Source organism: Qipengyuania profundimaris (assembly GCF_030717945.1).
Classification (GTDB): Bacteria; Pseudomonadota; Alphaproteobacteria; order Sphingomonadales; family Sphingomonadaceae; genus Qipengyuania; species Qipengyuania profundimaris.
In genome coordinates this window covers 2,112,483-2,137,708 of sequence record NZ_JAVAIM010000001.1, presented here as the reverse complement: position 1 = coordinate 2,137,708, position 25,226 = coordinate 2,112,483, and the positions used below count along the sequence as shown (strand labels likewise).

Genomic DNA, 25,226 nt, shown 5'->3' with positions numbered 1-25,226 from the left:
GCTTTTCCGTTTGGGCTGCTTGTTCATCTTGGCGCTGCTGGCGAGCCGCTTGCGCCTCGCCTAGGGTCTCGGGCGAATCGATCCGCCGACAAACCTCGCGATGGCGGCGCGCAGGAGAGAGCCGATGACCATCACCGTCCACCATCTCAACAACAGCCGGTCGCAACGTATTCTCTGGCTGCTCGAGGAATTGGGGGCCGATTACGAGATCGAGCATTACCAACGCGACGCGGAGACCAATCTCGCACCGCCCGAACTCAAGCAGCCGCATCCGCTCGGCAAGTCGCCGCTGATCGAGGACGACGGCCTGCGCGTCGCCGAAAGCGGCGCAATCATCCAGTATCTGTGCGAGCGCCATGGCGGCGATAGCTGGCTGCCCGAGACGTCCGGTGAAGACCGTGTCCGCCACCTCGAATGGATGCAGTTCGGCGAAAGCAGCTTTTTCGTGCCGGTGATGCTCAAGATCATGGCCGGCCGGCTCGGCGAGGGCGCTGCGCCGATCATGCCCCGCATTGACGAACAATTCGCCGCGCATGTCGCCTTCATGGAAGACGGGATCAACGACTCCGGTCATTTCGTCGGCGACGACTGGACGGCCGCCGACGTCATGATGAGCTTCCCTGCCGAGATCGCCGTGATGCAGGGCTACGGAGAAAAGGCACCGAAGACCGTGAAATTCGTCGAGGCCGTGCACGCCCGACCCGCCTGGCAGCGCGCGCGTGAGCGCGGTGGCCCGTATTTCGTCTGGTGAGATCGCTCTGCCGCATGACTTGAGTTTGTACCGTCCAGCTTGCAAAGCGGGCTCCGTGTCATGACCTCCATCGCAGGTACGGAAAACAACAATGAAGATTGCAGTGTTCGGCCTGGGATATGTCGGCCTTTCCAACGCCATCATGCTGGCCAAGCACAATACGGTGGTGGGCTGCGATATAGTGTCCGACCGCGTGGCATCGCTGAACGCTCGCCGTTCGCCGATCCAGGACGATCTGGTCGAGGAATATCTAACCCATGACGATTTGGACCTGAGTTTTACGACCGATGCAGCCGAGGCGATCGACGGGGCGGATTTCGCCGTGGTTGCGGTGCCTACCAATTACGATCCCGAAACGAACTTCTTCGACACATCGGCTGTCGATGACGTCATAGAGAAAATCATAGCTGCGAGCCCCGACACTGTGATCGTCGTCAAATCGACCATCCCCGTCGGCTATACTTCCGACGCGCGGGCCAGGTTCGGATCGGACAATATCATATTCAGCCCGGAATTCTTGCGAGAAGGAAAGGCCCTCTACGACAATCTGCATCCCTCCCGCGTAATCGTCGGGGAGCGGTCCGAGCGAGCGCAACAATTCGCCGATCTGCTGGTCGAGCCGGCGCTCATTTCCGATGTCCCTGTCCTCCTTACGGAGGCGGAAGAAGCCGAAGCGATCAAGTTGTTCGCCAACACCTATCTCGCCATGCGGGTTGCGTTCTTCAACGAACTCGACAGCTACGCTCTCTCTCGTGGGATGGATACGCGCCAAATCATCGAGGGTATCGGCCTCGATCCGCGCATCGGCATGCATTACAACAACCCGTCTTTCGGTTACGGCGGATATTGCCTGCCGAAAGATACGAAGCAGCTTCTCGCCAACTATTCCGAGGTTCCGCAGAACCTGATCCGCGCGGTCGTGGATGCGAACCGGACCCGGAAGGATTTCCTCGCCGACCGGATAATCGCCCGTCAGCCGAAGACCGTCGGCGTATTCCGCCTCGTGATGAAGGCCGGATCGGACAATTTTCGCCAATCGTCGATCCAGGGGATCATGAAGCGCATCAAGGCGAAGGGCATCGAAGTCGTGGTTTACGAGCCCGTAATGGACGACGATTCCTTCTTCGGTTCGCGGGTGATTCGCGACCTCGATGAGTTCAAGCGCGAGGCGGACATCATTGTTGCCAACCGGCTCGATCCCGAACTGGAGGACGTGCGCGACAAGGTCTTCACGCGCGACCTGTTCGGCGCCGATTGATGGCCGAGACCCGCACGGCGCTGGTCACCGGATCGGCCGGCTTCATCGGCTCGTTCCTATGCCAGCGGCTGCTCGACGACGGGTTTGCGGTCGTCGGTGTCGACAATATGTCGGACTATTACGATCCGGAACTGAAACGCCGTCGGCAGGCGCGGCTGCTCGAGGTTGAAGGGTTTCGTGCTGTAAACCAGCCGATCGAAACACCCGGTTTGCTTGCAGATCTTATGGGCGATTGCGAGCCCGAAATCGTCATCCACCTCGCAGCTCAGGCTGGGGTGCGCTACTCGATCGAGAACCCGCGCACTTATATCGAAAGCAATCTGCTCGGGACTTTCGAGTTGCTCGAGGCGGCGCGCGCGCATCCCCCGCAGCACATGCTCCTCGCCTCGACCTCGTCCGCCTACGGCGCGAACACCGACATGCCCTATCGCGAGACGATGAAGGCCGACCACCAGATGTCCTTCTATGCCGCCACCAAGAAGGCCAACGAGGCGATGGCGCATTCCTACGCCCATCTCTTCGATCTCCCGGTGACGATGTTCCGCTTTTTCACCGTGTATGGTCCGTGGGGTAGGCCCGACATGGCTCTTTTCAAATTCGTCCGGGCCATCCTGCAGGGCGAGGCTATCGACGTTTACAATCATGGCCGGATGATGCGCGACTTCACCTATGTCGAGGATCTGGTCGAGGCGATCCGTCGCCTGATCGATGTGCCCCCCGTTCGTCCTGGCGACGGAGAAGAGATCGCGGAACACGACAGCCTGTCCCCGGTTGCACCGTGGCGGATCGTCAACATCGGCAATTCGGCGCCGGTCGAACTGATGGACATGATCGAGGCGGTCGAGGCCGCTCTGGGCATGACGGCCGAGAAGAACTTCATGGAGATGCAGGCGGGCGACGTTCCGGCGACCTGGGCCGATACGGAGTTGCTTGAGTCGCTCACGGGATACGTCCCCCGCACGGACATCCGGGACGGTGTCCGCAGCTTCGTCGAATGGTATCGGGACTATTACAAAGTCTGAGGCGAGCAATGCCCCGGCGGCTGTCCGGCGCATAGCGTCACCGCCGATCGCAGCCCCCGCACAGTCTGACCGGGCATTCCCGCTTGTCGCTGGCGCGCCGATTGCCTAACTGCGCTGGCATGACCTCGACCAACGACATCCGCCGCAGCTTCCTCGACTATTTCGGCTCCAGCGATCACGCCGAGGTGGCGAGCGCGCCGCTGGTGCCGTTCAGCGATCCGACGCTGATGTTCGTCAATGCGGGCATGGTGCCGTTCAAGAACGCTTTCACCGGCCTCGAGACCCCGCCCGCCCCGCGCGCTACGAGTTCGCAGAAATGCGTGCGCGCCGGCGGCAAGCATAACGATCTCGACAATGTCGGCTACACCGCGCGGCACCACACCTTCTTCGAGATGCTCGGCAATTTCAGCTTCGGAGACTATTTCAAGGAACAGGCGATCGACCACGCCTGGACGCTGCTGACCAAGGAATGGGGCCTCGATCCCGAACGCCTGCTGGTCACCGTCTACCACACGGATGACGAGGCTTTCGACCTCTGGAAGAAGCGCACCGGGTTCGCGGACGAGAAGATCATCCGCATCCCGACCAAGGACAATTTCTGGGCCATGGGTTCGGACGGTCCGTGCGGCCCGTGCTCGGAAATCTTCTACGACCATGGGGACCATATCTGGGGCGGACCTCCGGGGTCGCCTGAGGAAGACGGCGACCGTTTCGTCGAAATCTGGAACCTCGTCTTCATGCAGTTCACGCAGGAAAACGACGAGATCGTCGGCGACCTGCCCAAGCCCAGCATCGACACCGGCATGGGGATTGAGCGCGTCGCCGCGGTCATGCAGGGCGTGCACGACAATTACGACACCGACACGTTCAAGGCGCTGATCGGCGCAAGCGAGAGCCTGACCGGTGTAAAAGCCGAGGGCGACAACACCGCAAGCCATCGGGTCATTGCCGACCACTTGCGTTCCACCAGCTTCCTGCTCGCCGACGGCGTTCTGCCGAGCAATGAGGGCCGCGGGTATGTCCTGCGCCGCATCATGCGCCGCGCTATGCGGCATGCGCATCTGCTGGGCGCAAAGGATCCGCTGATGCACCGTCTCGTCCCGGAACTCGTCAGCGAGATGGGTGCAGCCTATCCGGAGCTCGTCCGCGGCCAGCCGCTGATCCAGGAAGTGCTGGAACGCGAGGAAGTGCAGTTCCGCCGCACGCTCGACAAGGGCCTGCGCCTGCTCGACGATGCGACCGCCGACATGGGCGAGGGCGGCACGCTGCCCGGCGAGACCGCGTTCAAGCTCTACGACACATATGGCTTTCCCTACGATCTGACCGAGGATGCCTTGCGTGGCCGCGGGATTGCGGTCGACAAGGAGGGCTTCGACGCAGCGATGGCCGAGCAGAAGGCCAAGGCGCGCGAAGCGTGGAAAGGCTCTGGCGAGGCGGCGAACGAGGAAGTCTGGTTCGACATCGCCGAACGTGCAGGCTCGACCGAATTTACCGGCTATGCCTCCACGACCGGCGAGGCCGAGGTCGTCGCGATCGTCAAGGACGGCGCGGAAGTTGCGAGCGCCGCAGAGGGCGAGGAGGTCATCATCCTCACCAACCAGACGCCGTTCTACGGAGAGAGCGGCGGCCAGACGGGCGATGCCGGACGAATCTGGACGCCGGAAGGGCTGGAATTCGCGGTCGAGACGACCAACAAGCCGCTCGGCCGCTTGCACACCCATGTCGGCAAGGTCGGCAAGGGTTCGGTTGCGGTGGGCGACGCCGTGCATCTCGAAATCGACGCCGAGCGCCGGGATCGCATTCGCGCGAACCATTCGGCGACCCATCTCGTTCATGCCGCCCTGCGCGATCGTCTGGGCGATCATGTTACGCAAAAAGGCTCGCTGGTTTCCGACGACCGCTTCCGCTTCGACTTCTCGCACCCGAAGCCGATGACCGAGGACGACATCGCGGTGGTCGAGGCCGAAGTGAATGCGGAAATCCGCGCCAACGAACAGGTTTCGACCCGCCTGATGACGCCGGACGATGCCGTGGCCGCCGGCGCGCTCGCGCTGTTCGGCGAGAAATACGGCGACGAGGTCCGCGTTCTGTCCATGGGCAGCAAGGGCGAGGGCGGACGCAATTATTCGGTCGAGCTCTGTGGCGGTACGCACGTGAAGGCCACCGGAGACATCGGCCTGTTCAAGATCGTGTCCGAAAGCGCGGTCAGTTCCGGCGTGCGCCGCATCGAGGCGCTGACCGGCGAGGCTGCTCGCGCCTGGCTGGTCGCGCGCGACGAGGCGGTCCGGGCTATTGCCAGTGCGCTCAAGACCTCGCCCGACGAAGCGCCGCAGCGTGTCGCTGCGTTGGTCGACGAACGCAAACGCCTCGAAAAGGAGTTGGCCGAGGCGAAGCGCGCGCTGGCGCTTGGGGGCGGCGGATCAGGCGATGCCGGCCCCGCCGACGAGGACATCGGCGGGATCGCCTTTTCCGGTCAGGTGATCGACGGGCTCAACCCCAAGGAACTGCGTCCGCTGCTGGACGAGGCCAAGACCCGCATGGGGTCGGGCATCGCTGCGATCTGTGCGGTGAACGACGGCAAGGCTGCCTTCGCCTGCGCTGTCACCGACGACCTCACCCACCGGTTCAGCGCAGTCGAGCTCGTGCGCGCAGGCGTCGAGGCACTTGGCGGCAAGGGCGGCGGCGGCCGTGCGGACATGGCACAGGGCGGCGGTCCGGACGGATCCAAAGCGCAGGATGCCTTGGCCGCCGTGCGCGAAGCGCTCGCACGCGAAAACGCCTGACAGCCGCGAAGCTGCCAGGCGTTCCTCTCCTCTCCGGAGAAATCTGTGGTGCCAATCAGGCGCTGGGCGTGCTCTTCGTCGTGGGCTGGGAGCCGTGTGCTACATCGTAGCCTTCGGTATCACCCGGCGCTCCGCGCTTTTCGGTCGGAGCGCGATCCTTCAGCGGGTCCTGCACGTTCTGCGGCTTGAACTTCTCGCTGTTCGGCGTCGGCTTCGTCGGATCGTTTTCGGGGTTGCTCATGTCTATCTCCTTTGCCCTTTCAACGCATTGAAAAGCCAAAGGTTCAGATAATTCCCGAAAGTCTCAGCCGTCCGCCGTGCTCGATCGCAATTTAGGCTTGTAATCGAGCGCGCCCTCTTCCTCGATCTGGGCGCGGAATTCGTCGCGCTTTTCGTGGATCGAGGCGATGACCGGCCCCATGGCGACGCCGATATCAACCAGCACGGCCTCGGATAGTTGCAGCGAGCTTTCGAGCGTTTCCGGGACAGCATGGCTGGCGCCGGCACGGTAAAGCTCCGCCGCATGCCGCACGTCGCGCGCGCGGCATACGATGAGCAGGTCCGGGTAATCCTTGCGTAGCTTGGCCACCAAGCGCTGCGTCAGCACCGGTTCGTCCATCGTCAGTACGACAGCGAGCGCGTCATCCACGCCCAACCGGCTCAGCGCATCGCCGCGTGCAGCATCGCCGAAGGTCGCGCGATAGCCTTTACGCTTGGCTGCCTCGATCAGGTCCGGATTGGAATCGATGGCAACATAAGGCTTGTCGTGCGCCTGCAGCATCTGGGCGACCAGCAAGCCGACGCGACCGGCACCGATGACCACCACGCGGCCTTCTGCCTCGTCCTCTTCGGGCAGCTCGGGAATGGGTTCTACCCGCCGCGCGATGGCGCGCCCAAGCATGGCAAGTAGCGGCGTGACCGTCAGGCCGATCGCAGTGACGATCTGCCAGAACTGCGCCGTCCCGGGCTGGATCAGCAGCGCCGAACTGGCTGCGGCAAGCACGATCAGCGTCGTTTCCGATGGGCTGGCCATGAGGATGCCGGTTTCGGCCGCGGTGCTGCGCCGCGCGCCCATCAGTCGCAGGAGGATGCCGGTGACCGAGGCCTTGAACACCAGGATCAGCACCACGGCGGTCGCGATCAGGCCGAGATTGTCCCAGATCGTCGCAAGGTCGATGCTCATACCGACGGTGATGAGGAAGATCCCGAGCGCGAGACCCTTGAAGGGCTCCATGATGCTCTCGACCTCGCCGTGATATTCGGTCTCCGCGATCAGCAGGCCGGCAATCAATGCGCCGACAATCGGCGAAAGGCCCACGGCGGCCGTCGCCAGGCTCGCGCCGATAACCACCAGCAGCGATGCCGCGAGGAACAGCTCGGGGCTTTTGGTGCGCGCCGCCTGGCCGAACAATCGGGGAAGGGCGAAGCGACCAAGGACCATCATCGCAAGGATCACCGCGCCGCCCTGCCACAGGGTCGTCAGCATGCCTTCCCACCCCTCGGCCTCGGCATTGGGTGCCATCGCGCCGAGGATGAAGATGATCGGCACGATCATGATGTCCTCGAACAGCAGCATCGAAAGCGCCGCGCGCCCCACTGGCGTGTGCGTGCCGGCAATCGGCAGCACGATGGCGGTGGAGGAGAAGGCGAGGGCGAAACCGAGCGCCAGCGCCCCGGTCCAATACTGGCCCATCATCGCCAGGAAGATCGCGGCGATCGTCCCGATGACGAGCAGCTCCAGCGCGCCGAGACCGAAGACCAGCCGACGCATCTGCCACAGGCGGTTGAAGCTCAGCTCGAGGCCGATCGCGAACAGCAGCAGGATGATCCCGAACTCTGCGAACAAGTCCAAAGAGTCCGGATCGGATATGGTTATGTGATTGAGCCATGGATGCTCGAACACCATCCTCCCCAGACCATAGGGTCCGACGAGGATTCCGATCAGGATGAACCCGATGACCGGCGTGATGCGGAAGCGGGTGAAGACCGGAATGACCAATCCCGCCGCGCCGAGAATGACCAGCGCGTCGGACAGGGCGGGGGAGGCGAGTTCGGCGGAAGCCATGGATTTCGTCTAGTGCGAAGGCGGCGGGCTGTCACCCGCGTTGACGGCGTTAGCCACCGCCGGGCCCCGTCGGGCCGAGAGGCTCACGGCGAGGCTTCGGCTTGCCAGGATGCTTGCCTTCTTCGTCCCACTCGATGCGGTAGAGATCGAAGCGCCGGTCCGCGAGATTGCGGACGGTCCCTTCGGCCCGTGCCCAGCTAAGATCGGCGAGATTCACATCGCTGATAGTGAGCGTTTCGACGTTCTCGCTCGATTCGGCGGCGATACCGTCGCGCGCGAAGGGAAAGTCGCAGGGCGTCAGGATGCAGCTCTGGGCATACTGGATGTCCATATTGCCGACATTCGGCAGATTGCCGACATTGCCCGACAGGACGACGAAGCACTGGTTCTCGATCGCGCGCGCCTGTCCGCAATAGCGCACGCGCAAGTATCCCTGCCGGCTGTCGGTGCAGAAGGGCACGAAGATGATGCGCGCGCCTTCATCAGCCAAGCGGCGGCTGAGTTCGGGGAATTCGCTGTCGTAGCAGATCTGCACGCCGATGGGGCCGCAGTCGGTCTGGATCACCTCGACCTTGTCGCCGCCCTTGATGTTCCACCAGTACCGTTCGTTGGGGGTGGGGTGGATCTTCTCCTGCGCATGCACAGACCCGTCGCGCAGGCAGACATAGGCGACGTTGTGGATGTCGCCATCGTCCATCCGTGTCGGGTGGCTGCCGGCGATGATATTGATGTTGTAGCGCATCGCCATGTCGGAGATGTCGTCGCGCAGGCGCGGCGTGTATTCGGACAGCCGCTCGATCGCCTCGACGGGGGAGAGTTCTTTCTCCTCGAAACTGAGCAGCATGAGCGTGAAGAGTTCGGGAAAGACGATGAAGTCCGCCTCGTAATCGCTTGCGACGTCTACGAAATATGTCACGTGGCGCATGAACTCGTCGTAATCCGCGACCGCGCGTGCCTGCAGCTGGCAGGTGGCGACACGCACTGCCTCCACACCGCGCGGGAGGCGCTTCTTCACCGGCTGGTCGCGCTCGACATAGGGATTGCGCCAGACCATCATCACGGCGTTGGCCATGCTGGCCTTATCCTCGGGGAGGTAGCCCTCCATGATCCGCTCGGGCTCGAAGCCGTTAGCGAGCTGGAAGCGCAGGACGGGGTCGTGGAGCTTTCCTTCGACCACCTTGTCGAGATAGTCCTGCGGATTGTCGACGCGGCGGCGGAAGCGGCGGTAATTGGGCATGCGGCCGGCAAAAACGATGCCGGTCAGGTCCTTCTCCTCGGCCAGCGCGCGGCGCTCTTCATAGAGGCGGCGCCCGATGCGGACCCCGCGCACCTTGGGATCGACGCACATCTCGTAGCCATAAAGCCAGTCGCCGGTAGGATCGTGGCGGCTGCCGAAGCCGTTGCCGGTGATCTCCTCCCAGTCGTGATCCTGGAAGGCGAGCGCTTCGGCCAGCTGCATGGTCGCGCAATAGCCGACAACTTCCTCGTCGAGCAGGGCGACGAAGCAGCCTTCCTTGAAATTGTTGATCTGGCCGCGGATTTCGCCGTGCGTATAGGCAGGCATGTCCTCGTAAACCCGGCGTACCAGGTTGGCGATGCCCGGAATATCCTTGATCATCGCATTGCGCACTTCGAGCCGGCGCTGGCCGAACTTCTCGCTGCCCTTGCGCTTCGGCGTGCGCTTCCTTGCCGGTGGATTAGCCACTTTCGTCCCCGTTGTTCTGCGATCCGCAAACAGAAACGGGGCCGGCGCGCGCCGACCCCGTATGGTCTAGCCATGCCTACGTAATGACGCAGGCGGCGATGGGTTTCAGCCCCAGTTGGCCATTTCGGCTTCGAGACCCTCGACGATCGCCTCGAAGAACTGCTCGGTCGTCATCCAGCTCTGCTGCGGACCGATCAGAAGCGCGAGATCCTTTGTCATCTTGCCGCTTTCGACCGTCTTGATGCAGACCTTCTCCAGCGTTTCGGCGAACTTCACCACATCGGGCGTGTCGTCGAACTTGCCGCGATACATCAGCCCGCGCGTCCAGGCGAAGATGCTGGCGATCGGGTTGGTGCTGGTCGCCTTGCCTTCCTGGTGCTGGCGATAGTGCCGGGTGACGGTGCCGTGCGCCGCTTCCGCTTCCACGGTCTTGCCATCGGGCGTCATCAGCACGCTGGTCATCAGGCCGAGCGAGCCGAAGCCCTGCGCCACGATGTCGGACTGTACGTCGCCGTCGTAGTTCTTGCAGGCCCAGACGAACTTGCCGTTCCACTTGAGCGCTGCGGCGACCATGTCGTCGATCAGGCGGTGTTCGTAGGTCAGGCCGTGCTTCTCGAACTCGGCCTTGTATTCGGCTTCGAAGACTTCCTCGAACAGGTCCTTGAAGCGGCCATCGTACTTCTTGAGGATGGTGTTCTTGGTCGAAAGGTAGACCGGCCATTTGCGGTCGAGGCCGTAGGCGAAGCTGGCGCGCGCGAAGTCGCGGATCGAATCGTCGAGATTGTACATCGTCATCGCGACGCCCGGGCTCGGGAATTCGAAGACGTCGATGTCGATGTTCTCGCCGTTCTCGCCTTCGAAGACCATGCGCAGCTTGCCCTTGCCGGGGATCAGCGTGTCCTTGGCGCGGTACTGGTCGCCGAAAGCATGGCGGCCGACCACGATGGGGTCGGTCCAGCCCGGCACAAGGCGCGGCACGTTGTCGATGACGATCGGCTCACGGAAGACGACACCGCCGAGGATGTTGCGGATGGTGCCATTGGGCGAAACCCACATCTTCTTGAGGTCGAATTCCTCGACGCGCGCTTCGTCGGGCGTGATGGTGGCGCATTTCACGCCGACGCCATGCTCCTTGATGGCATTGGCTGCATCGACCGTGATCTGGTCGTCGGTCTCGTCGCGCTTCTCGATCGAGAGGTCGTAATATTTGAGGTCGATGTCGAGGTAGGGCAGGATCAGCCGCTCGCGGATCCACTGCCAGATGATTTTCGTCATTTCGTCGCCGTCGAGTTCGACGACCGGGTTGGCTACCTTGATCTTGGCCATGAGTTTCCTGTCTGTTCGAATGGGATTGCGGGCGCTTTAGCAGAGGGGCGCGTGAGGGCAAGGGAGCGGGGCCGTGCGCTGCAAGCGGCCAGCTGCGGGACGTCCGCAAATTTTCCAATTAACATCGACAGAAATTGCGCTAATAGGGCGTCGGCTGGCATGCCATTGGTTCGCTCGCCGTTGACAAACAACCACATAAGTCGCGCCCCAAACAAGATCGCTTAACCGGCAGGCGGAGCGCCGAGGATGTACTTGGAACACGTCGAATCAGTCACGCCGCGTCCGGCGATGCAGCAGAAGCGGGTTCAGCTGTACCTTCTGATGCTGCTCATTGACGGCGCGTTGCTCCTGGGAAGCTTCGTGCTGGCTGGCGGTGTCTATCGCAACCAGTGGCCGTTGCCCTTCGCCCTTTCGATGGGGTGGGCTGTCTTGCCGATCTTCCTCGTCATCGCAACCTATCAGCAGTGCTATTCGCTCCAGGCGCTGGACAGCTGGCGACATGCCATCGGGCGCATGGTCGTGGCGCTTCTGATTACAGCCGTAATCTGTATGGTTATGATTTTCTACGCCAAGGCGGCGACCGATTTTTCGCGCGTCATGCTCTCGCTCGCCCTCGTTTTCGCGTTTGTGTCGATGGCTGCAGCCCGCGCACTGCTGAGATTCTATATCCGCCAAAGGTTCGGGCCGACGATGAGCTCGACCTTGCTGGTCATGGACGGTGGTCCGCAAATCGAAATTCCGGGTGCCGAAGTCGTCAAGGCCGACTCCTTCGACTTAGCCGGGGCAAACAGCGATCCACGGCGGTTGGACCAGATCGGTCGCCTGATGCGGGGGATGGACCGGGTTGTAGTCAGCTCCGACGACGAGCGCCGGGCTTTGTGGGCGCGCATTATGCGAAGCGCGGGCGTGCGTGGTGAAGTGTTGAGCGAGGGATTGCAGGATCTCGGAGCGCTCGGGCTTCGAGTGCAGGACGGGAAGGCACTCCTGCTGTTGTCGACCGGGCCGCTGGCCCTTCACGCAAGGTTGTACAAGCGTGCCATGGACCTGGCATTCACGGTTTCGGCGCTGTTGGTCTTGAGCCCGCTGATGTTCCTGATTGCAGTGTTGATCAAGCTGGAGGACGGCGGTCCGGTCTTCTTCGTCCAGCCCCGCATGGGGCAGCACAATTGCCTCTTCAATATGCTGAAGTTTCGCTCGATGAAGGTCGACAAGGGCGATCGCGACGGTGCGCGCTCGACTTCACGCGCAGACGATCGCGTCACGAAGATCGGTAAATTCATTCGCAAGACGTCGATCGACGAACTGCCGCAATTGATCAATGTGTTGCGATCGGAAATGAGCCTTGTGGGACCTCGGCCCCATGCATTGGGCTCCCAGGCTGGGCAGAAGTTGTTCTGGGAAGTCGATAGCAATTACTGGCTGCGGCATTCTTTGAAGCCGGGCCTTACCGGGCTTGCGCAAGTGCGGGGCCATCGCGGCGCAACCGAAACCGAATCGCATTTGATCAATCGCCTGGACGCGGATCTGGAATATATTCGCACCTGGTCATTGTGGGGCGACATCAAGATCCTTTTTGCGACGGTTCGAGTACTTATTCACCCGAATGCATATTGACCTGTGGGATTAACGGTTTAGGCATGATCGCACGATAGAGGGGCTGATGCGTCACTATCTGTTGTAAATATGCGACGTAATCAGAGGATTAAGCAGTTGCGTAGCGTCAGAATCGCTGCTAGCTGCTTGGTCGGACGTAAAGAAGAATAATCTCTAGGAGACTGACTATGAAGACCAGCCGCCTTCTGACCGGCCTCGGTGCAGTAGCTCTCGCAGCTACCTCCGTGACCGCACACGCAGGTACCCGTGCAGCAGACGCTCCGGTCGTCGCAGAGCCCGTGAAGCTCTCGACCGCCAGCGACGTCACCCGTTCGACCGCTACTGCCAAGAAGCAGAGCGAACTCGGCGGCCCGGGCCTGATCATCGCTGTGATCGCCGGCATTGCAATCATCGTGGGCATCATCATTGCTGCCGACGACGATGATGACGATTTCTCGCCGGGCGGCTAAGCGCCTAGGCGATTGAAAAATTATCCCGCCGGCCTTCTGGTCGGCGGGATTTTTCATGCCTGCGATCCATTCGGAAAACAGTGTCACGCGAAGCTAGTGTGAGTAGGAATGCCTAAGCGTCATCGTTCCGCAGCTGCCTCGAGGTCGTCGCTACCTTCAGAGATGCTCAAGGTCTTGGGTTGGCCCATCCTGCTACTGACCACGATTGCGTTGGTATTCGGCGGTGGCGGCAGCCGCTATCCCCTAGCCAATCTCCTAGTGCAGTTGTCGGCGCTCGCGCTGGCCCTGCTCTTTATCGGATTTGCCCGCGGCCGCCTCGCCGCAGTACCGAAGGGTATTTACATACTGGTAGGGCTGACACTCGCCTTGCCTTTGCTCCAGATTGTCCCTCTTCCGCCGGCGATCTGGCAGCAATTGCCCGGACGGGACCTGGTACAGGCGAGCCTCGAACTTCTCGGCACCGACGGGGGATGGTTCCCTTGGAGCGTGGATCGCGGGCGTACGATAGTGGCCTTTGCCTCGCTGATTCCGGTGATCGCGGCACTTGCGCTATATCCCTGGAGTCGCACCGATGCCGGCTATCGCGCGCTCATTCTACTTGTGGCGCTGGGGGTGGGCAACTTCATCTTTGGAGCTCTCCAGCTGGCGGTGCCGGGCGATGTGCTCAACCCTTATCCGGTGCTGAGCTCGGGAAGGCTTTACGGCTTTTTCGCAAGCCATAATTCGAGCGGACTGTTCTTCGTCATCTGTCTGTGCGCCTCGATCGGCGCGTTTCGGATGACGAAGCGAAATACTCTGACGCGCGGGTTTCTCGCACTGGCGGGCATCTTGATGGTCGTTGGCGCGATCCTCACCAATTCGCGCTCGTCCACATTCCTGCTGCTCTTGCCGATCGCGCAGATGCTCTGGTTGGGCTTCAGGTCCAGATCGAATAAACTGTCGGGCCGTGCAGGTGTCGCCGTGGGTGCCGGGGTACTGACCCTGATCGGCGGGATCGGCATTTTCCTGGCCCAAGGTACGCGTCTTTCCGCGACCTGGGCCCGATTTGCGGAACTCGACGACCGTCGCCCTGAGATTTGGGAAGACAGCCTCTTCTCGGTCGAACGCTTCTGGCCTTTCGGTAGCGGAATGGGGACCTTTCGCGACGTATTTCCCGTCGACGAATCTCTCGAGCATGTCTTGGCGGGTACGCCGGGCAGGGCGCACAGCGAGTATATCGAACTGGCCATCGAGACCGGCATTTTCGGTCTGATACTGGCCGCTGCCTGGGCGGTGTGGTTGGCTCTGCGCTTCTGGATGGGGCGGCATCAGGTGAATTCGGCCGCAGTCCAGGCCGCGGCGCTCGCAATCCTGTGCATCTCCCTGCAAGGTTTGATCGACTATCCGCTGCGAAATCAGGCTTTATTGTGTATAGCTGGCTTGCTCATCGCAACGATGGTTGGCAGGGAGCCGGACAGCAAGGGATCGTTATGAATAACAAGTTTCGTCTGGCCGCTCTGGTGGCTGCGTCTAGCTTTGCGAGTGGCTGTTTTTCTCCGTCGGCAGATCTGGCCCGGGGAGATGAAGCCTACAGGATCATGCCGTCTGCAGGCGCGTCGGAACGGCTGGTCGAATACCGCATCGGCGTGCTCGATACCCTGTCGGTGCGCGTCTTCCAGGAACCGGAGCTGACGTTCGAACAGATCTCCGTCAATTCGGCTGGAACGATCAACTTTCCTTTCGTCGGCGAAGTTGTTGCCGAAGGAAAGACGCCGATCGAACTGAGCCGAGAGCTCGAGGCCGGTTTGGGTTCGCGCTATATTCGCGATCCACAAGTCGTGGTCGGCGTGGTCGCGTCGGCTGCGCAAAGGGTGACCGTCGACGGGATGGTTACTTCGCCGGGTGTCTACGAAATCGCGGGAACGACCTCGCTCGTGGAATCGATCGCGCGTGCGCAAGGTCTGACGAATACGGCTGTGGACGACGAGGTCATCATTTTTCGCGAGATCGACGGCGAGCGCTTCGGAGCCGTCTTCAATCTCAAGGCCATTCGGGAAGGTCGGGCGAGCGATCCCGAAGTTCTCGGTGGCGACAGGATCGTGGTCGGGTATTCGGCTGTTCGCGGGATCTATCAGGATTTCCTGCGGGCGGCACCGATCTTGAACGTATTTACAAGGTTCTGACGTGAACATTCATTCGAATTCACCGGCTATCACCGTAGAGGGCGCTGGCGATCCCTCAATGACGACGGCCCAGGCCAAGCCGACGGACGCGACCGATCAGGTCGAGATCGATTTCCGGGCGATCGTCGCGGCCTTTCGTCGCAACCTCATCTGGGTCGTGGCCATCGTCGTGGGATTCCTCATCCTCGGCGCACTTCTGACCTTGCTGGTGGTGCCACAATATGTCGCCACGTCGCGGGTCCTGGTCGAGATGGAAACCGACCAGATCATCGAGGGGGCGGATACCGCTCCGGCTGCTGCGTACCAGGACGCCGATCGCTTCCTGCAGACCGAAGTCGACATTCTGCGCAGCCGGTCGCTCGCCCAACGGGTCGTCGAACAGGAGAACCTAGCCGAGAGCGCGCGCTTCTTCGAAGCGCAAGGCATCGACATGCCGACCGAGGAAGCGCTGCCCGAGGGCGTTAATTCTGCCGTCCAACTTCCCGCTTACCGGGAAGAAGTAGCGATCGATGCGCTGCAGGACAGCATGAATGTCACGCTGCCCATGGAGAGCCGGATTGTCTCGATTTCCTTCGAGAGTGCCGATCCGCAGCTCGCTGCGACGATCTCCAACGCGACGGCCGAGGCCTATATCGCCTCCAACCTGTCCCGCAAGTTCGACAGCTCCGCCTACGCACGCGACTATCTGGCGCAGGAACTGGCCGATGCGCGTGCAAAGCTCGAACAGAGCGAGCGCGACCTCAACCAGTATTCGCGCGCTGCGGGCCTGATCCGTGTCTCGGGGCAGGGCCAGAACGCGGACCAGGAAACGACGCTTTCGATTACGAACGATGCGCTGCAGCAGTTCAACGCTGCCGCCAGCGAAGCAACTGCGCGCAGGATCACGGCGCAGCAGGATTGGGAATCGATCTCCAACCAGCCGACGATGTCCATTCCGCAGGTACTGCAGAACAACGCCGTGCAGGCTCTACTGGCAGATAAGGCGGAAGCGGAAGCCGAACTGTCGGCCGAGCGTTCGCGGCATCTGGACGACCATCCCAATGTTCAGGCTCTGCAAGCCCGCGTGAACGAGATCGACGAGCAGATCCAAGCGGTCGCCAGTTCGATCAAGCGGTCGGTTCGGTTGCAGTATGAATCGGCGCTCGAGCGTGAGGAGAATATCCGCGGCCAAGTGACCGGTTTGCGGTCCGATGCGCTCAACGAGCAGGATCGCGGTGTCCAGTACAACGTGCTGAAGCGCGTCGCGGAAACCGATCGCGCGCTCTACAACACGCTGCTCACCCGATATAACGAATTGAGCGCAACGGCGGGTGCATCCTCGAACAATGTATCTCTGGTCGATGTTGCCGAACCGCCTCGCAAGCCTAGCTTCCCGGATCCGATCCTGAATATGTTGGTGGCATTGCTGGGTGGTCTGGTTTTCGCATCCGGTTTCGTTTTCGTCCGCGAGCAGTACGACGATGTGATCCGCTCGCCGGACGATGTCGAACGCAAGCTCGGCCTCTCGCTTCTGGGCCTCATCCCGAAGACTGTCGAGGACAGCCCGCAGGAAGAACTGGCCGATCCGAAATCGGCGATGAGCGAGGCCTATCGCTCATTGTTGACCAACATCCGCTACAGCAGCGCCAATGGCGTGCCCAAGACGATCGCCATCACAAGTTCGCAGCCAGGTGAGGGCAAGACCACCACCAGTGAAGAGCTCGCCCGCGGTATCGCCGACCTGGGGCGCAAGACCCTGTTGATCGACGCCGACCTTCGTCGTCCCACGCTGCACAAGCGCACGGACGATCGCGAGCGGGAAGGCTTCACGACGGTTCTCGCCGGCGAGAACGATATCGAGAGCGTGGTCTTCCCTTCCGGTCGACCGAATCTCGACTATATGACGGCGCTGCCCATTCCGCCGAACCCGGCCGCCTTGCTGACGTCCGACAAGCTCGAGAGCCTGCTGGCCGAAATGCGGACGAAGTACGATTGCATCGTCCTCGACGCACCTCCCGTGCTCGGCCTTGCGGATGCTACGACGCTGGCGGCCCATGTGGACGCATTGCTGGTCGCGATCGATTCCTCGAGCGCAAATCGCGGGGCAATCAAGGCTGCGCTGCGCCGCTTGTCGCTGGTCAATGCCAAGATCCTCGGCGCCGTGCTGACCAAGTTCGATGCCCGCAAGCTGGGCGGCGAATATCAGTACTATGCCGCCGAGTATTACGCCTACAAGGGCGACGACTAGGGTCTGTGACTGATGGGTTCCGGTATCTTCGGATGGCTGGCGAGAATCGCCCTGTTTCTTGCGCTTGGCGCCGCGATTTCGCTGTTTCAGCTCGATCGGGCCACGGCTAGCCGACCCGAGCTTATCGGGCTAATCCCCGAAGGGCTGGGCGGGGAGGCCGATCTTACCCGCGCCCAGATGCTGATCACCACGGAACCGACGTCTGCCGATACCGCTACGCGCAGCGTGTTGCAGCACCGTCCGATCCCGGCCCACCATCTCAGCCTGCGCGCACTTCATCTGGTGGAGAGCGATCTGGTCGAGCCGGCAAGTGTTGCCCTGACGGAAGCATCGAAGCGCGGCTGGCGGGACCTGTACACCCAGATCACCGTGCTGGGTTCGGCGCTCTCTAATGGAAATGCGGTTGCCGCTGCGCAGCGGCTGGAGGCGATCATCCGTCACGTCGAAGAATGGGACGTGCAGGCCGCTGCGGCGGAACAGGTGCTCATGGTGCTGGAAGGCAGAGAAGCTTTTGCGGAGCGGCTGGCCGAAAGCCCCGGCTTGTCCGCGCATCTTGTCGAGTTGAGCCAGCGCTACGCCAATCTCGCACCGCCTACGGGCGAAATGTTCAGGCTGGCGAGCAGTAACGGGGGCGCGATCCCGTGCGAGGATACTGCCTCGCTTGCCCGCCGCCTGTTGGCCATGGGCGAAGGCAAGTCCGGTTCCGACCTTTGGTACGAAACATGCGGACAGGACGATCGATCCGGCTTCGCGCTGCAATATGCCACCAATGACATAGATCCGTTCGGTTGGCAGTTCGAGAAGGGCGACGGGGTGGCAACGAAACCCGGTTCGCAAGCCGACACTCTCACTGTCGCCAACCGCTCACCCGTGCGTAAAGCTGTAGCTTACCGGTTCGCCAGCCTGCCCGCCGGGGTTCACCGCTTCCGCCTGCAGTGGAAGGCGGAACGACCGAGCGCATCTGCCGGGGAGTCCGAGCTGGATCTGGAATTAAAATGCGGCGGTCGCCAAAGCACCGACCTTCTCGAAAATTCGGCGATGGTGGATGACGAATTCCAGTTCACGGTACCGGCGGACTGCGATCTGCAAGTGCTGTCCCTGATTTCGTCGCGTGGTCGCAAGGCGGACGTGAAGCTCAGTAAAATCCAGCCGGTATAGCTCCGCTGCTGGCGGCCACCCACCCAACCGACGAACACCAAGCCAAGTCAGGACAGCATGATCGAAGGAACGCCGCTCCCCGGAGTTTTCCGTATCGTCCCACCGCGATTCGGCGACGAACGCGGTTTCTTCAGCGAAAGCTGGAATTCCAGGAAGCTTCGCGATGCCGGCCTCGACCTGCCTGAATTCGTGCAGGACAACCACTCGATGTCCAGCCAGGTCGGGACCGTGCGCGGACTGCATTTCCAATCGCCCCCTCACGCCCAGGGCAAGCTGGTGCGCTGTGGACGCGGTGCCATCTTCGACGTTGCCGTCGATATCCGTCGTGGCTCGCCAACCTATGGACAATGGTTTGGTGAAGAGCTGAGCTTTGCGAACGGCAGGCAATTGTGGATTCCCGCCGGGTTTCTCCACGGGTTCGCCACGCTCGAACCTGACAGCGAAATCGTCTATAAATGCACCGATTTCTACGCGCCGGAATGCGATGGCGCGGTTCTGTGGGACAGCGTCGGTATCGACTGGCCGCTCGGCGAAATCGACCCGATACTGTCCGAAAAAGACGCGGCGGCAATGCCGTTCTCCGAATTCGAAACTCCCTTCGACTACGAGGCAACATCGTGAAGATACTTATCACAGGCGGCGCAGGCTTCATCGGTTCCGCCGTCGTCCGCCTTGCGGTTTCCCGCGGCCACGAAGTCGTCAACTGCGATGCTCTGACCTATGCCGCGTGCCTTGCCAATGTGGCGCCTGTCGCCGAAAGCGATCTTTACGCTTTCGAGCAGGTCGATATTCGCGACCGCGAGGCGCTGGACGCGGTCTTCCAGAAGCACAGCCCCGATGCGGTCATGCATCTTGCGGCAGAAAGCCATGTCGACCGGTCGATCGACGGCCCTGCGGACTTTATCGAAACTAACATCACCGGCACCTTCAACATGCTGGAGGCGAGCCGGTCCTATTGGCAGCAGAAGGGCAAGCCCGCCGATTTCCGCTTCCATCACATCTCGACCGACGAAGTTTTCGGATCGCTCGGCAAGGAAGGCATGTTCACCGAGGACACCCCTTACGATCCGCGCTCTCCCTATTCGGCCAGCAAGGCGTCTTCGGACCACCTTGTGCGGGCGTGGCACGAGACCTACGGGCTGCCGGTGGTGCTGACCAACTGCTCGAACAATTACGGTCCATATCACTTCCCGGAAAAGCTGGTGCCGGTGGTGATTATCAATGCGCTCGCAGGCAAGCCCATCCCGATCTACGGCAAGGGCGACAATGTGCGCGACTGGCTGTTCGTGGAAGATCACGCGGATGCGCTGCTGCTCGCGCTGACCCAAGGTGAGGTCGGTCGCAGCTACAATATCGGCGGCGAAAACGAGCGGACGAATCTCGAGCTGGTGGAAACCATTCTCTCGATCCTCGACGATGTGCGGCCCAAGGCGGAAGGGTCCTACAAGGACCAGATCACCTTCGTTGAGGATCGCCCGGGGCACGACCAGCGCTATGCGATCGATCCAACTCGTATTCGCGACGAACTTGGCTGGCGTCCGTCGGTTACGGTTGAGGAAGGGCTGGAGCGCACCGTCCGCTGGTATCTCGACAACGAGGATTGGTGGCAGGCCCTGCTGGACCGCAAAGGCGTCGGCGTCAGGCTCGGCACCAAGGCATGATCCTTGTCTTCGGAAAGACCGGCCAGGTGGCTTCGGCGCTGCGCGAGCTGGTGCCCGATGCGCATTTCGCCGGTCGGGACGAGGCCGATCTTTCGCGCCCGGAAGACTGCGCAGCGCTGATCGCAAAGCTGCAGCCCAGCGGCGTCATCAACGCCGCGGCCTATACGGCTGTCGATCGCGCAGAAGAGGAGGCCGAGTTGGCCCGCACGGTCAACGCGCAAGCTCCTGCGGCCATGGCGAAAGCCTGCGCCGAAGTGGGCATCCCTCTGGTCCACATTTCGACCGACTATGTGTTCGACGGGTCGGGGGAGGGTGCCCGCAGTCCGGATGATCCGATCGCGCCGTTAAATGCCTATGGGCAGACCAAGGCCGAAGGCGAGGACGCGGTCCGAAAGAGCGGTGCCGATTACGCCATTATCCGCACCAGCTGGGTGTTTTCGCGGTTCGGAGGTAATTTCGTGAAGACCATGCTTCGCCTCGGGGCCGAGCGTGACACGCTGCGCATAGTCGCCGACCAGATTGGTGGCCCGACGCCGGCCGAAGCGATCGCCAAGACGTGCCTTTCCGCGCTGGATGCTCTGCACGCCGACCGTGCTGCCAGTGGCGTCTATCACCTCTCGGGAACTCCCGATGTCAGCTGGGCCGACTTCGCCCGCGCGATTTTCGATGAAGCCGGGCTCGAGGTGACAGTCGAGGACATCCCGACTAAGGACTTTCCGACACCCGCAGCCCGGCCGCTGAACAGCCGCCTGGACTGCTCCAGCCTGTCCGCCATCGGTGCGACCAGACCGCAGTGGCGACCCGCGCTGGAGCCGATAATCGAGGAATTCAAAGCATCATGACCCAGCGCAAAGGCATCATCCTGGCCGGAGGATCGGGCACACGACTGTATCCGCTGACCATGGCGGTCTCGAAGCAGCTCATGCCGATCTACGACAAGCCGATGATTTATTATCCGCTCTCTGTGCTCATGCTCAGCGGTATTCGCGAGGTCGCGATCATCACCACGCCGGAGGATCAGGCGCAATTCAAGCACTTGCTGGGCGATGGCAGCCAGTGGGCGATGCGGTTCGAATATATCGTGCAACCGTCACCCGATGGCCTTGCCCAGGCATACTTGCTGGCCGAGGAGTTCCTGGACGGTGCCGCTTCGACGATGGTTCTCGGCGACAACATATTCTTCGGCCACGGACTGCCCGAACTGCTCGAATCCGCCGCGGCGCAAGAGCGGGGGGGAACCGTCTTCGGCTATCACGTCGCAGATCCGCAGCACTACGGCGTGGTTGGTTTCGACGAAACCGGCAAGGTCGACCAGATAATCGAAAAGCCCGCCGATCCGCCGTCCAACTACGCGGTGACGGGCCTGTACTTCCTAGACGGCGAAGCGCCCGAACGCGCGAAGTCCGTAAAGCCGTCGGCACGCGGCGAACTCGAGATTACCTCGCTCCTGGAAACCTATCTTCGCGATGGATCGCTCGACGTGAAGACGATGGGGCGCGGTTTCGCATGGCTCGATACCGGAACCCATGGATCGTTGCTCGATGCCGCCAACATGGTTCGCACACTGGCCATTCGGCAAGGCATGCAGACCGGCTGCCCCGAGGAAATCGCTTTCCGGAAGGGCTGGATCAGCGAGACGCAGCTTGGCGACCTTGCGAAAAAGCTCGGCAAATCCACCTACGGGCAATATCTGCTGACCTTGCTCTGACACGGCAAAGGTGATCGCGGCGCGACATGCTCAAATGGCTGATCAAGTTTGGTGGCTACACCACCATTCTTCGCGTGATCGCGATCGGGGTTTCGCTGGCCTTCGTGTCCGCGCTCTCCCTGTGGATGCCGAAGGATGACTACGGCCTTCTGGCCATGGTCGTATCGGTAGCGACCCTTGCTGCAGCCATTGCCGGGTTCGGCCAAGCTGAACTGGCCGTGCGCGAGGTGGCTCCTCTGGTCGCGCGCAAGGACACGGAGCAGGCGCAAGCCTATTTGCACGAGGCCTACGGTCTGGTGCTCGCCGTTTCGGTGCTGACCGGGGCTGCGATCGGGGCCTATTTTCTGGTTGCAGGTTACTCGGCCTTGGTGGCCGGATCGGCCGGAGCGATCACAGCGCTCCTGGGGATCAATCTCGTCCTGTCGGGTGCCGCGCGAAGCCAGGATCGGTATTTCCTCGCCTTCGCCCCGAAAGACATACTCTGGCGCGGTGCCGCAATTCTTGCGACCGGAGCGCTGTTCTTCGGCGGCTTCTCGACCACGATCGACATCGTCGCACCGCTTTGCGCGGTCGTCCTGCTGGTTATCGTCGGCGGTCAGGCCGCGCGATTGTCGTTCAGCCCGCGCAAGCTGTTGGGTAGCTTCGGGAGATCGTTCGGGGGCGAGCGGATGGGCGCGGGCGCGGCCCTGATGTTCTCCGCCGTGGCACTGACCGCGATGAATACGATCGACGTCTTCCTCGTCGGAGAACGGATGTCGCCAACGGTGGCTGCGGAATACTTTCCCGCCAACCGGATCGCGCTAATGTGTGGGTTCTTTCTGCTCCCCATGCAGATGGTGATCATGCCGCGGATCGCGGTGATGATGCGCGAAAACGATCTGCCCGGAGTGCGAAAGCTCTTCACCTACGCCACCCTTCTGATCGGAGCGGCGAGTATCGTCACGGGTGCAGTTCTGGTTTTCGCCTATCCTCTCTACGCGCCTCTGTTCGGCACAGCCAGCGGGGCGACGCGAGAAGCGCTGACCATACTCGTCGCCGGCTACGCAATTGGTGGCCTGCTTGGCCTGCCGGGGATAATCCTCATCACGGCCAAGCGGCAAAAGCTGCTGGCCTCGGTGAATATAGGTTGCGCACTTTGCGCTGTGGCTGCCCTGTTCCTTGTGACCGGCACCGGCGATTTGTCGGCGGTGGCTTACACCGTCGCGGGGTTTGAACTCTTGCGAAAAATTCTCATAGCGTTATCAGCCTATTTCGCTGCGGATGTCGCTCCGTTCAGTCTCTCCTCCTTCACCAAAACTCGCGTTTCATAAACGATAGGCCAGACGTGCTTCCAAACTTGATTATGCCTGGCGCGCAGAAGTCGGGAACGACCTTTCTTGCTGCGTTGATAGCGCAGCACCCGGAAATTTTCCTGCCGAGCGTTAAAGAGCCTGCGCACTTCCTGACGGCGATCGACAAGCCGTTGGCGAAGCCCAATGGAAAGCCGCAACGCCTCGCATATGCCAAAAGCGAGACCTATCGCTCGCTGTATACGGAGGGGAAGCACTCGAAATACCGGCTCGATGCATCGACCGGGTATTTCGCAGTCCCAGAGGTCGCACGCGCAATCCGTCAGGAAGTCGGCGATGCGAAGATCATTTGCGTGGTGAGGCAACCGGTGGACCGGGCTTATTCCGCCTATGTCTATCACCGACAACTCGAAGACACGTCCTGCGCCTCTTTCGCGGATGCTCTCGATGAAGAGCAGTCCATCAACGGAAAGGGGGACGTGGTTATACCGCAGCCTTATTTCGGAACCGGAGAATATGCTCGGAACATCTCGGTTTGGCAGAGCGAATTCGGTCTCGAGAACGTCCTCGTACTGTTCTTCGAGGATCTGCTGGCCGACCCGCAGGGCGCTTGCAGCAAGGTATTCGATTTTCTCGATCTAGAGCCGTTTACCATTGATCCGGTCGTCGAAAAGAACGCCTCTCACGAACCTCTGACAAGTTGGCGACGACTTGTCCTGATGGCTAGTCGCGGTGATTTGCCTGTGCTAGCGCCGGTGTCGTTCGTTATGCGTAAGCTGATCCCACCCGCCAGGCGCAACGATCTGCGGTTGGCAATTAAGCGGAACCTCCGGCCGAGGCCGGGGAGCAAGCGTCCGCAGAAGTTGGGCGCTGAGGAACGGGCCCTCTACACCCGTAGGTTCCACGATGACATCGATCAGCTGTCCCGAATGACGGGCAAAGATTTAAGCCACTGGAAAGCTGATTGAACGCCAGAGATTAAAGACCGGGTCGCGCTTGTCGCAACTACGAAAGCCGAACTGAAATGGTAGCGCAAATTGACCGCAGCATGCTCCGCAAGCGGCCGGGGAAAATTCTTGCCCGCATTTATTCTTGGGCCTTGGTAGAAGGCCGCCCTCTGACCACGAAGGGCAGGTGGATCAATCCCGTCGTTTTCGGTAGCTTCGTATTGGCGACCAAGCTCCCTGCGAAAAAGGAGGCGTACGAGCCGATCTACATCATCGGTACCGGACGGTCGGGCACCACGATCCTCGGCAAATTGTTTGCGATGCACAAGGACGCTGCGTTTCTGAACGAGCCCAAGGCCGTTTGGCATTATGCGCATGGTGCAGAGGATATCGCCGGGAACTACATGCAGGGAGCGGCGACAATCAGGCTGCCTGAATCGGATGCCAGTCCGAATCTTGCGAAGAAAATTGCCCGGATATATTCGATGGTGCTCCGTCTGGGCGTCGCAAAGCGCGTCGTCGACAAATACCCCGAGCTGCTTTTTCGGCTTCCGTTTGTGCGCGCCCTGTTTCCCAAAGCAAACTTCATCGCCTTGCAACGCGATGGTGTGCACACCTGCTCTTCTATAGATCGATGGTCGAAGCTGGAGGGACGTGAAAGCGCCGAAGGTGAAGAAGACTGGTGGGGGCTCGACAGCCGCAAGTGGCATCTGCTGATTGAACAGCTTGTGCCTGAACATTCGGATCTGTACGAAATCCAGGATAAACTTCGATCCGTTACCGACGACCGCGATCGCGCCGCCGTGGAGTGGATTCTCAGCTCTCGCGAACTTCGCAAGGTCGATGGCGCCGACGATGTCATCGTCGTGAAATACGAAGAATTATGCGCCGATCCGGAAGCGACCCTCCACAGAGTTCTGGATCGAGTTTCGCTCGAAGTCGATGAGAAATTCTTCGAATATGCTCGTTATATTCTGGAAGAGGCGAATACGCACGGTCGCCTGGAGCTAATGCCAGAACTCGTAAAGCCTTTCCAAGCGGAGCTTGCGGCGTCAGGTTACCACTCGAGCGTAAATTCCGTGAGCGCCAGAGACACCTGAC

21 protein-coding genes are annotated in these 25,226 nt (G+C 61.3%); 17 read left to right on the top strand and 4 right to left on the bottom strand.

Translation table 11 applies throughout. The features are described 5' to 3' along the window. Positions 1–124 precede the first annotated feature (124 nt). From Q9K02_RS10500 to alaS, 4 genes are all read left to right on the top strand, one after another. A complete protein-coding gene (locus Q9K02_RS10500) occupies positions 125–751 on the top strand; it encodes a glutathione S-transferase family protein (RefSeq protein ID WP_305932847.1) in 627 nt (208 codons plus the stop codon). A 91-nt stretch (positions 752–842) separates the two neighbouring features. Beyond that, positions 843–2,009, top strand: coding sequence for a nucleotide sugar dehydrogenase (locus Q9K02_RS10495; RefSeq protein WP_305932846.1), 1,167 nt, complete (start codon positions 843–845; stop codon positions 2,007–2,009). Next, entirely contained in the window at positions 2,009–3,031 is a 1,023-nt protein-coding gene (locus Q9K02_RS10490; protein ID WP_305932845.1) for an NAD-dependent epimerase/dehydratase family protein, read from the top strand. Before Q9K02_RS10495 ends, Q9K02_RS10490 begins: the two co-directional genes overlap by 1 nt. Positions 3,032–3,150: 119 nt before the next feature. Then, on the top strand, positions 3,151–5,814 hold the full coding sequence (gene alaS / locus Q9K02_RS10485) for an alanine--tRNA ligase (RefSeq protein WP_305932844.1): 2,664 nt from the start codon (positions 3,151–3,153) through the stop codon (positions 5,812–5,814). A 55-nt stretch (positions 5,815–5,869) separates the two neighbouring features. Here alaS and Q9K02_RS10480 read toward each other — a convergent pair whose 3' ends face one another. The 4 genes from Q9K02_RS10480 to Q9K02_RS10465 all read right to left on the bottom strand — a co-directional run bounded on the left by Q9K02_RS10480 (position 5,870) and on the right by Q9K02_RS10465 (position 10,910). Then, positions 5,870–6,055: a hypothetical protein gene (locus Q9K02_RS10480; RefSeq protein WP_305932843.1), complete on the bottom strand. Its 186-nt coding sequence runs from the start codon at positions 6,053–6,055 to the stop codon at positions 5,870–5,872. A gap of 63 nt (positions 6,056–6,118) precedes the next feature. Further along, positions 6,119–7,879 (bottom strand): cation:proton antiporter domain-containing protein, encoded by a 1,761-nt coding sequence (locus Q9K02_RS10475; protein ID WP_305932842.1) that lies wholly within the window; start codon positions 7,877–7,879, stop codon positions 6,119–6,121. 49 nt (positions 7,880–7,928) lie between these two features. Then, positions 7,929–9,497 (bottom strand): bifunctional GNAT family N-acetyltransferase/carbon-nitrogen hydrolase family protein, encoded by a 1,569-nt coding sequence (locus Q9K02_RS10470; RefSeq protein WP_305933504.1) that lies wholly within the window; start codon positions 9,495–9,497, stop codon positions 7,929–7,931. 192 nt (positions 9,498–9,689) lie between these two features. Continuing rightward, positions 9,690–10,910: an NADP-dependent isocitrate dehydrogenase gene (locus Q9K02_RS10465; RefSeq protein WP_305932841.1), complete on the bottom strand. Its 1,221-nt coding sequence runs from the start codon at positions 10,908–10,910 to the stop codon at positions 9,690–9,692. Positions 10,911–11,162: 252 nt separating this feature from the next. On the opposite strand from Q9K02_RS10465, the gene Q9K02_RS10460 reads away from it, so the two are divergent. From Q9K02_RS10460 to Q9K02_RS10400, 13 genes are all read left to right on the top strand, one after another. Continuing rightward, complete coding sequence (locus Q9K02_RS10460; RefSeq protein ID WP_305932840.1) at positions 11,163–12,524, top strand: exopolysaccharide biosynthesis polyprenyl glycosylphosphotransferase; 1,362 nt, start codon at positions 11,163–11,165, stop codon at positions 12,522–12,524. Between the two features lie 167 nt (positions 12,525–12,691). Further along, positions 12,692–12,973 carry a hypothetical protein gene (locus tag Q9K02_RS10455; protein ID WP_305932839.1) on the top strand — a complete coding sequence of 94 codons (282 nt, stop codon included), beginning with the start codon at positions 12,692–12,694 and terminating at the stop codon, positions 12,971–12,973. Positions 12,974–13,135: 162 nt separating this feature from the next. Beyond that, positions 13,136–14,446: an O-antigen ligase family protein gene (locus tag Q9K02_RS10450; protein WP_305932838.1), complete on the top strand. Its 1,311-nt coding sequence runs from the start codon at positions 13,136–13,138 to the stop codon at positions 14,444–14,446. Continuing rightward, a complete protein-coding gene (locus Q9K02_RS10445; protein ID WP_305932837.1) occupies positions 14,443–15,135 on the top strand; it encodes a polysaccharide biosynthesis/export family protein in 693 nt (230 codons plus the stop codon). The genes Q9K02_RS10450 and Q9K02_RS10445 overlap by 4 nt, the downstream gene beginning before the upstream one ends. 58 nt (positions 15,136–15,193) lie before the next feature. Continuing rightward, positions 15,194–17,362 (top strand): GumC family protein, encoded by a 2,169-nt coding sequence (locus tag Q9K02_RS10440; RefSeq protein WP_305932836.1) that lies wholly within the window; start codon positions 15,194–15,196, stop codon positions 17,360–17,362. Between the two features lie 12 nt (positions 17,363–17,374). Further along, positions 17,375–18,520, top strand: coding sequence for a hypothetical protein (locus Q9K02_RS10435; protein WP_305932835.1), 1,146 nt, complete (start codon positions 17,375–17,377; stop codon positions 18,518–18,520). A 57-nt stretch (positions 18,521–18,577) separates the two neighbouring features. Continuing rightward, positions 18,578–19,141, top strand: coding sequence for a dTDP-4-dehydrorhamnose 3,5-epimerase (gene rfbC / locus Q9K02_RS10430; RefSeq protein ID WP_305932834.1), 564 nt, complete (start codon positions 18,578–18,580; stop codon positions 19,139–19,141). Then, entirely contained in the window at positions 19,138–20,181 is a 1,044-nt protein-coding gene (gene rfbB, locus Q9K02_RS10425) for a dTDP-glucose 4,6-dehydratase (protein WP_340310125.1), read from the top strand. The genes rfbC and rfbB overlap by 4 nt, the downstream gene beginning before the upstream one ends. Continuing rightward, entirely contained in the window at positions 20,178–21,023 is an 846-nt protein-coding gene (gene rfbD / locus Q9K02_RS10420; RefSeq protein ID WP_305932833.1) for a dTDP-4-dehydrorhamnose reductase, read from the top strand. Before rfbB ends, rfbD begins: the two co-directional genes overlap by 4 nt. Next, positions 21,020–21,889 (top strand): glucose-1-phosphate thymidylyltransferase RfbA, encoded by an 870-nt coding sequence (gene rfbA, locus Q9K02_RS10415; RefSeq protein ID WP_305932832.1) that lies wholly within the window; start codon positions 21,020–21,022, stop codon positions 21,887–21,889. The genes rfbD and rfbA overlap by 4 nt, the downstream gene beginning before the upstream one ends. A 26-nt stretch (positions 21,890–21,915) precedes the next feature. Further along, entirely contained in the window at positions 21,916–23,199 is a 1,284-nt protein-coding gene (locus Q9K02_RS10410; RefSeq protein ID WP_305932831.1) for a lipopolysaccharide biosynthesis protein, read from the top strand. Positions 23,200–23,231: 32 nt separating this feature from the next. Beyond that, positions 23,232–24,146, top strand: coding sequence for a sulfotransferase family protein (locus Q9K02_RS10405; RefSeq protein WP_305933502.1), 915 nt, complete (start codon positions 23,232–23,234; stop codon positions 24,144–24,146). Positions 24,147–24,226: 80 nt separating this feature from the next. Next, positions 24,227–25,225: a sulfotransferase family protein gene (locus tag Q9K02_RS10400; protein ID WP_305932830.1), complete on the top strand. Its 999-nt coding sequence runs from the start codon at positions 24,227–24,229 to the stop codon at positions 25,223–25,225. The last annotated feature ends 1 nt before the right edge of the window (position 25,226 follow it).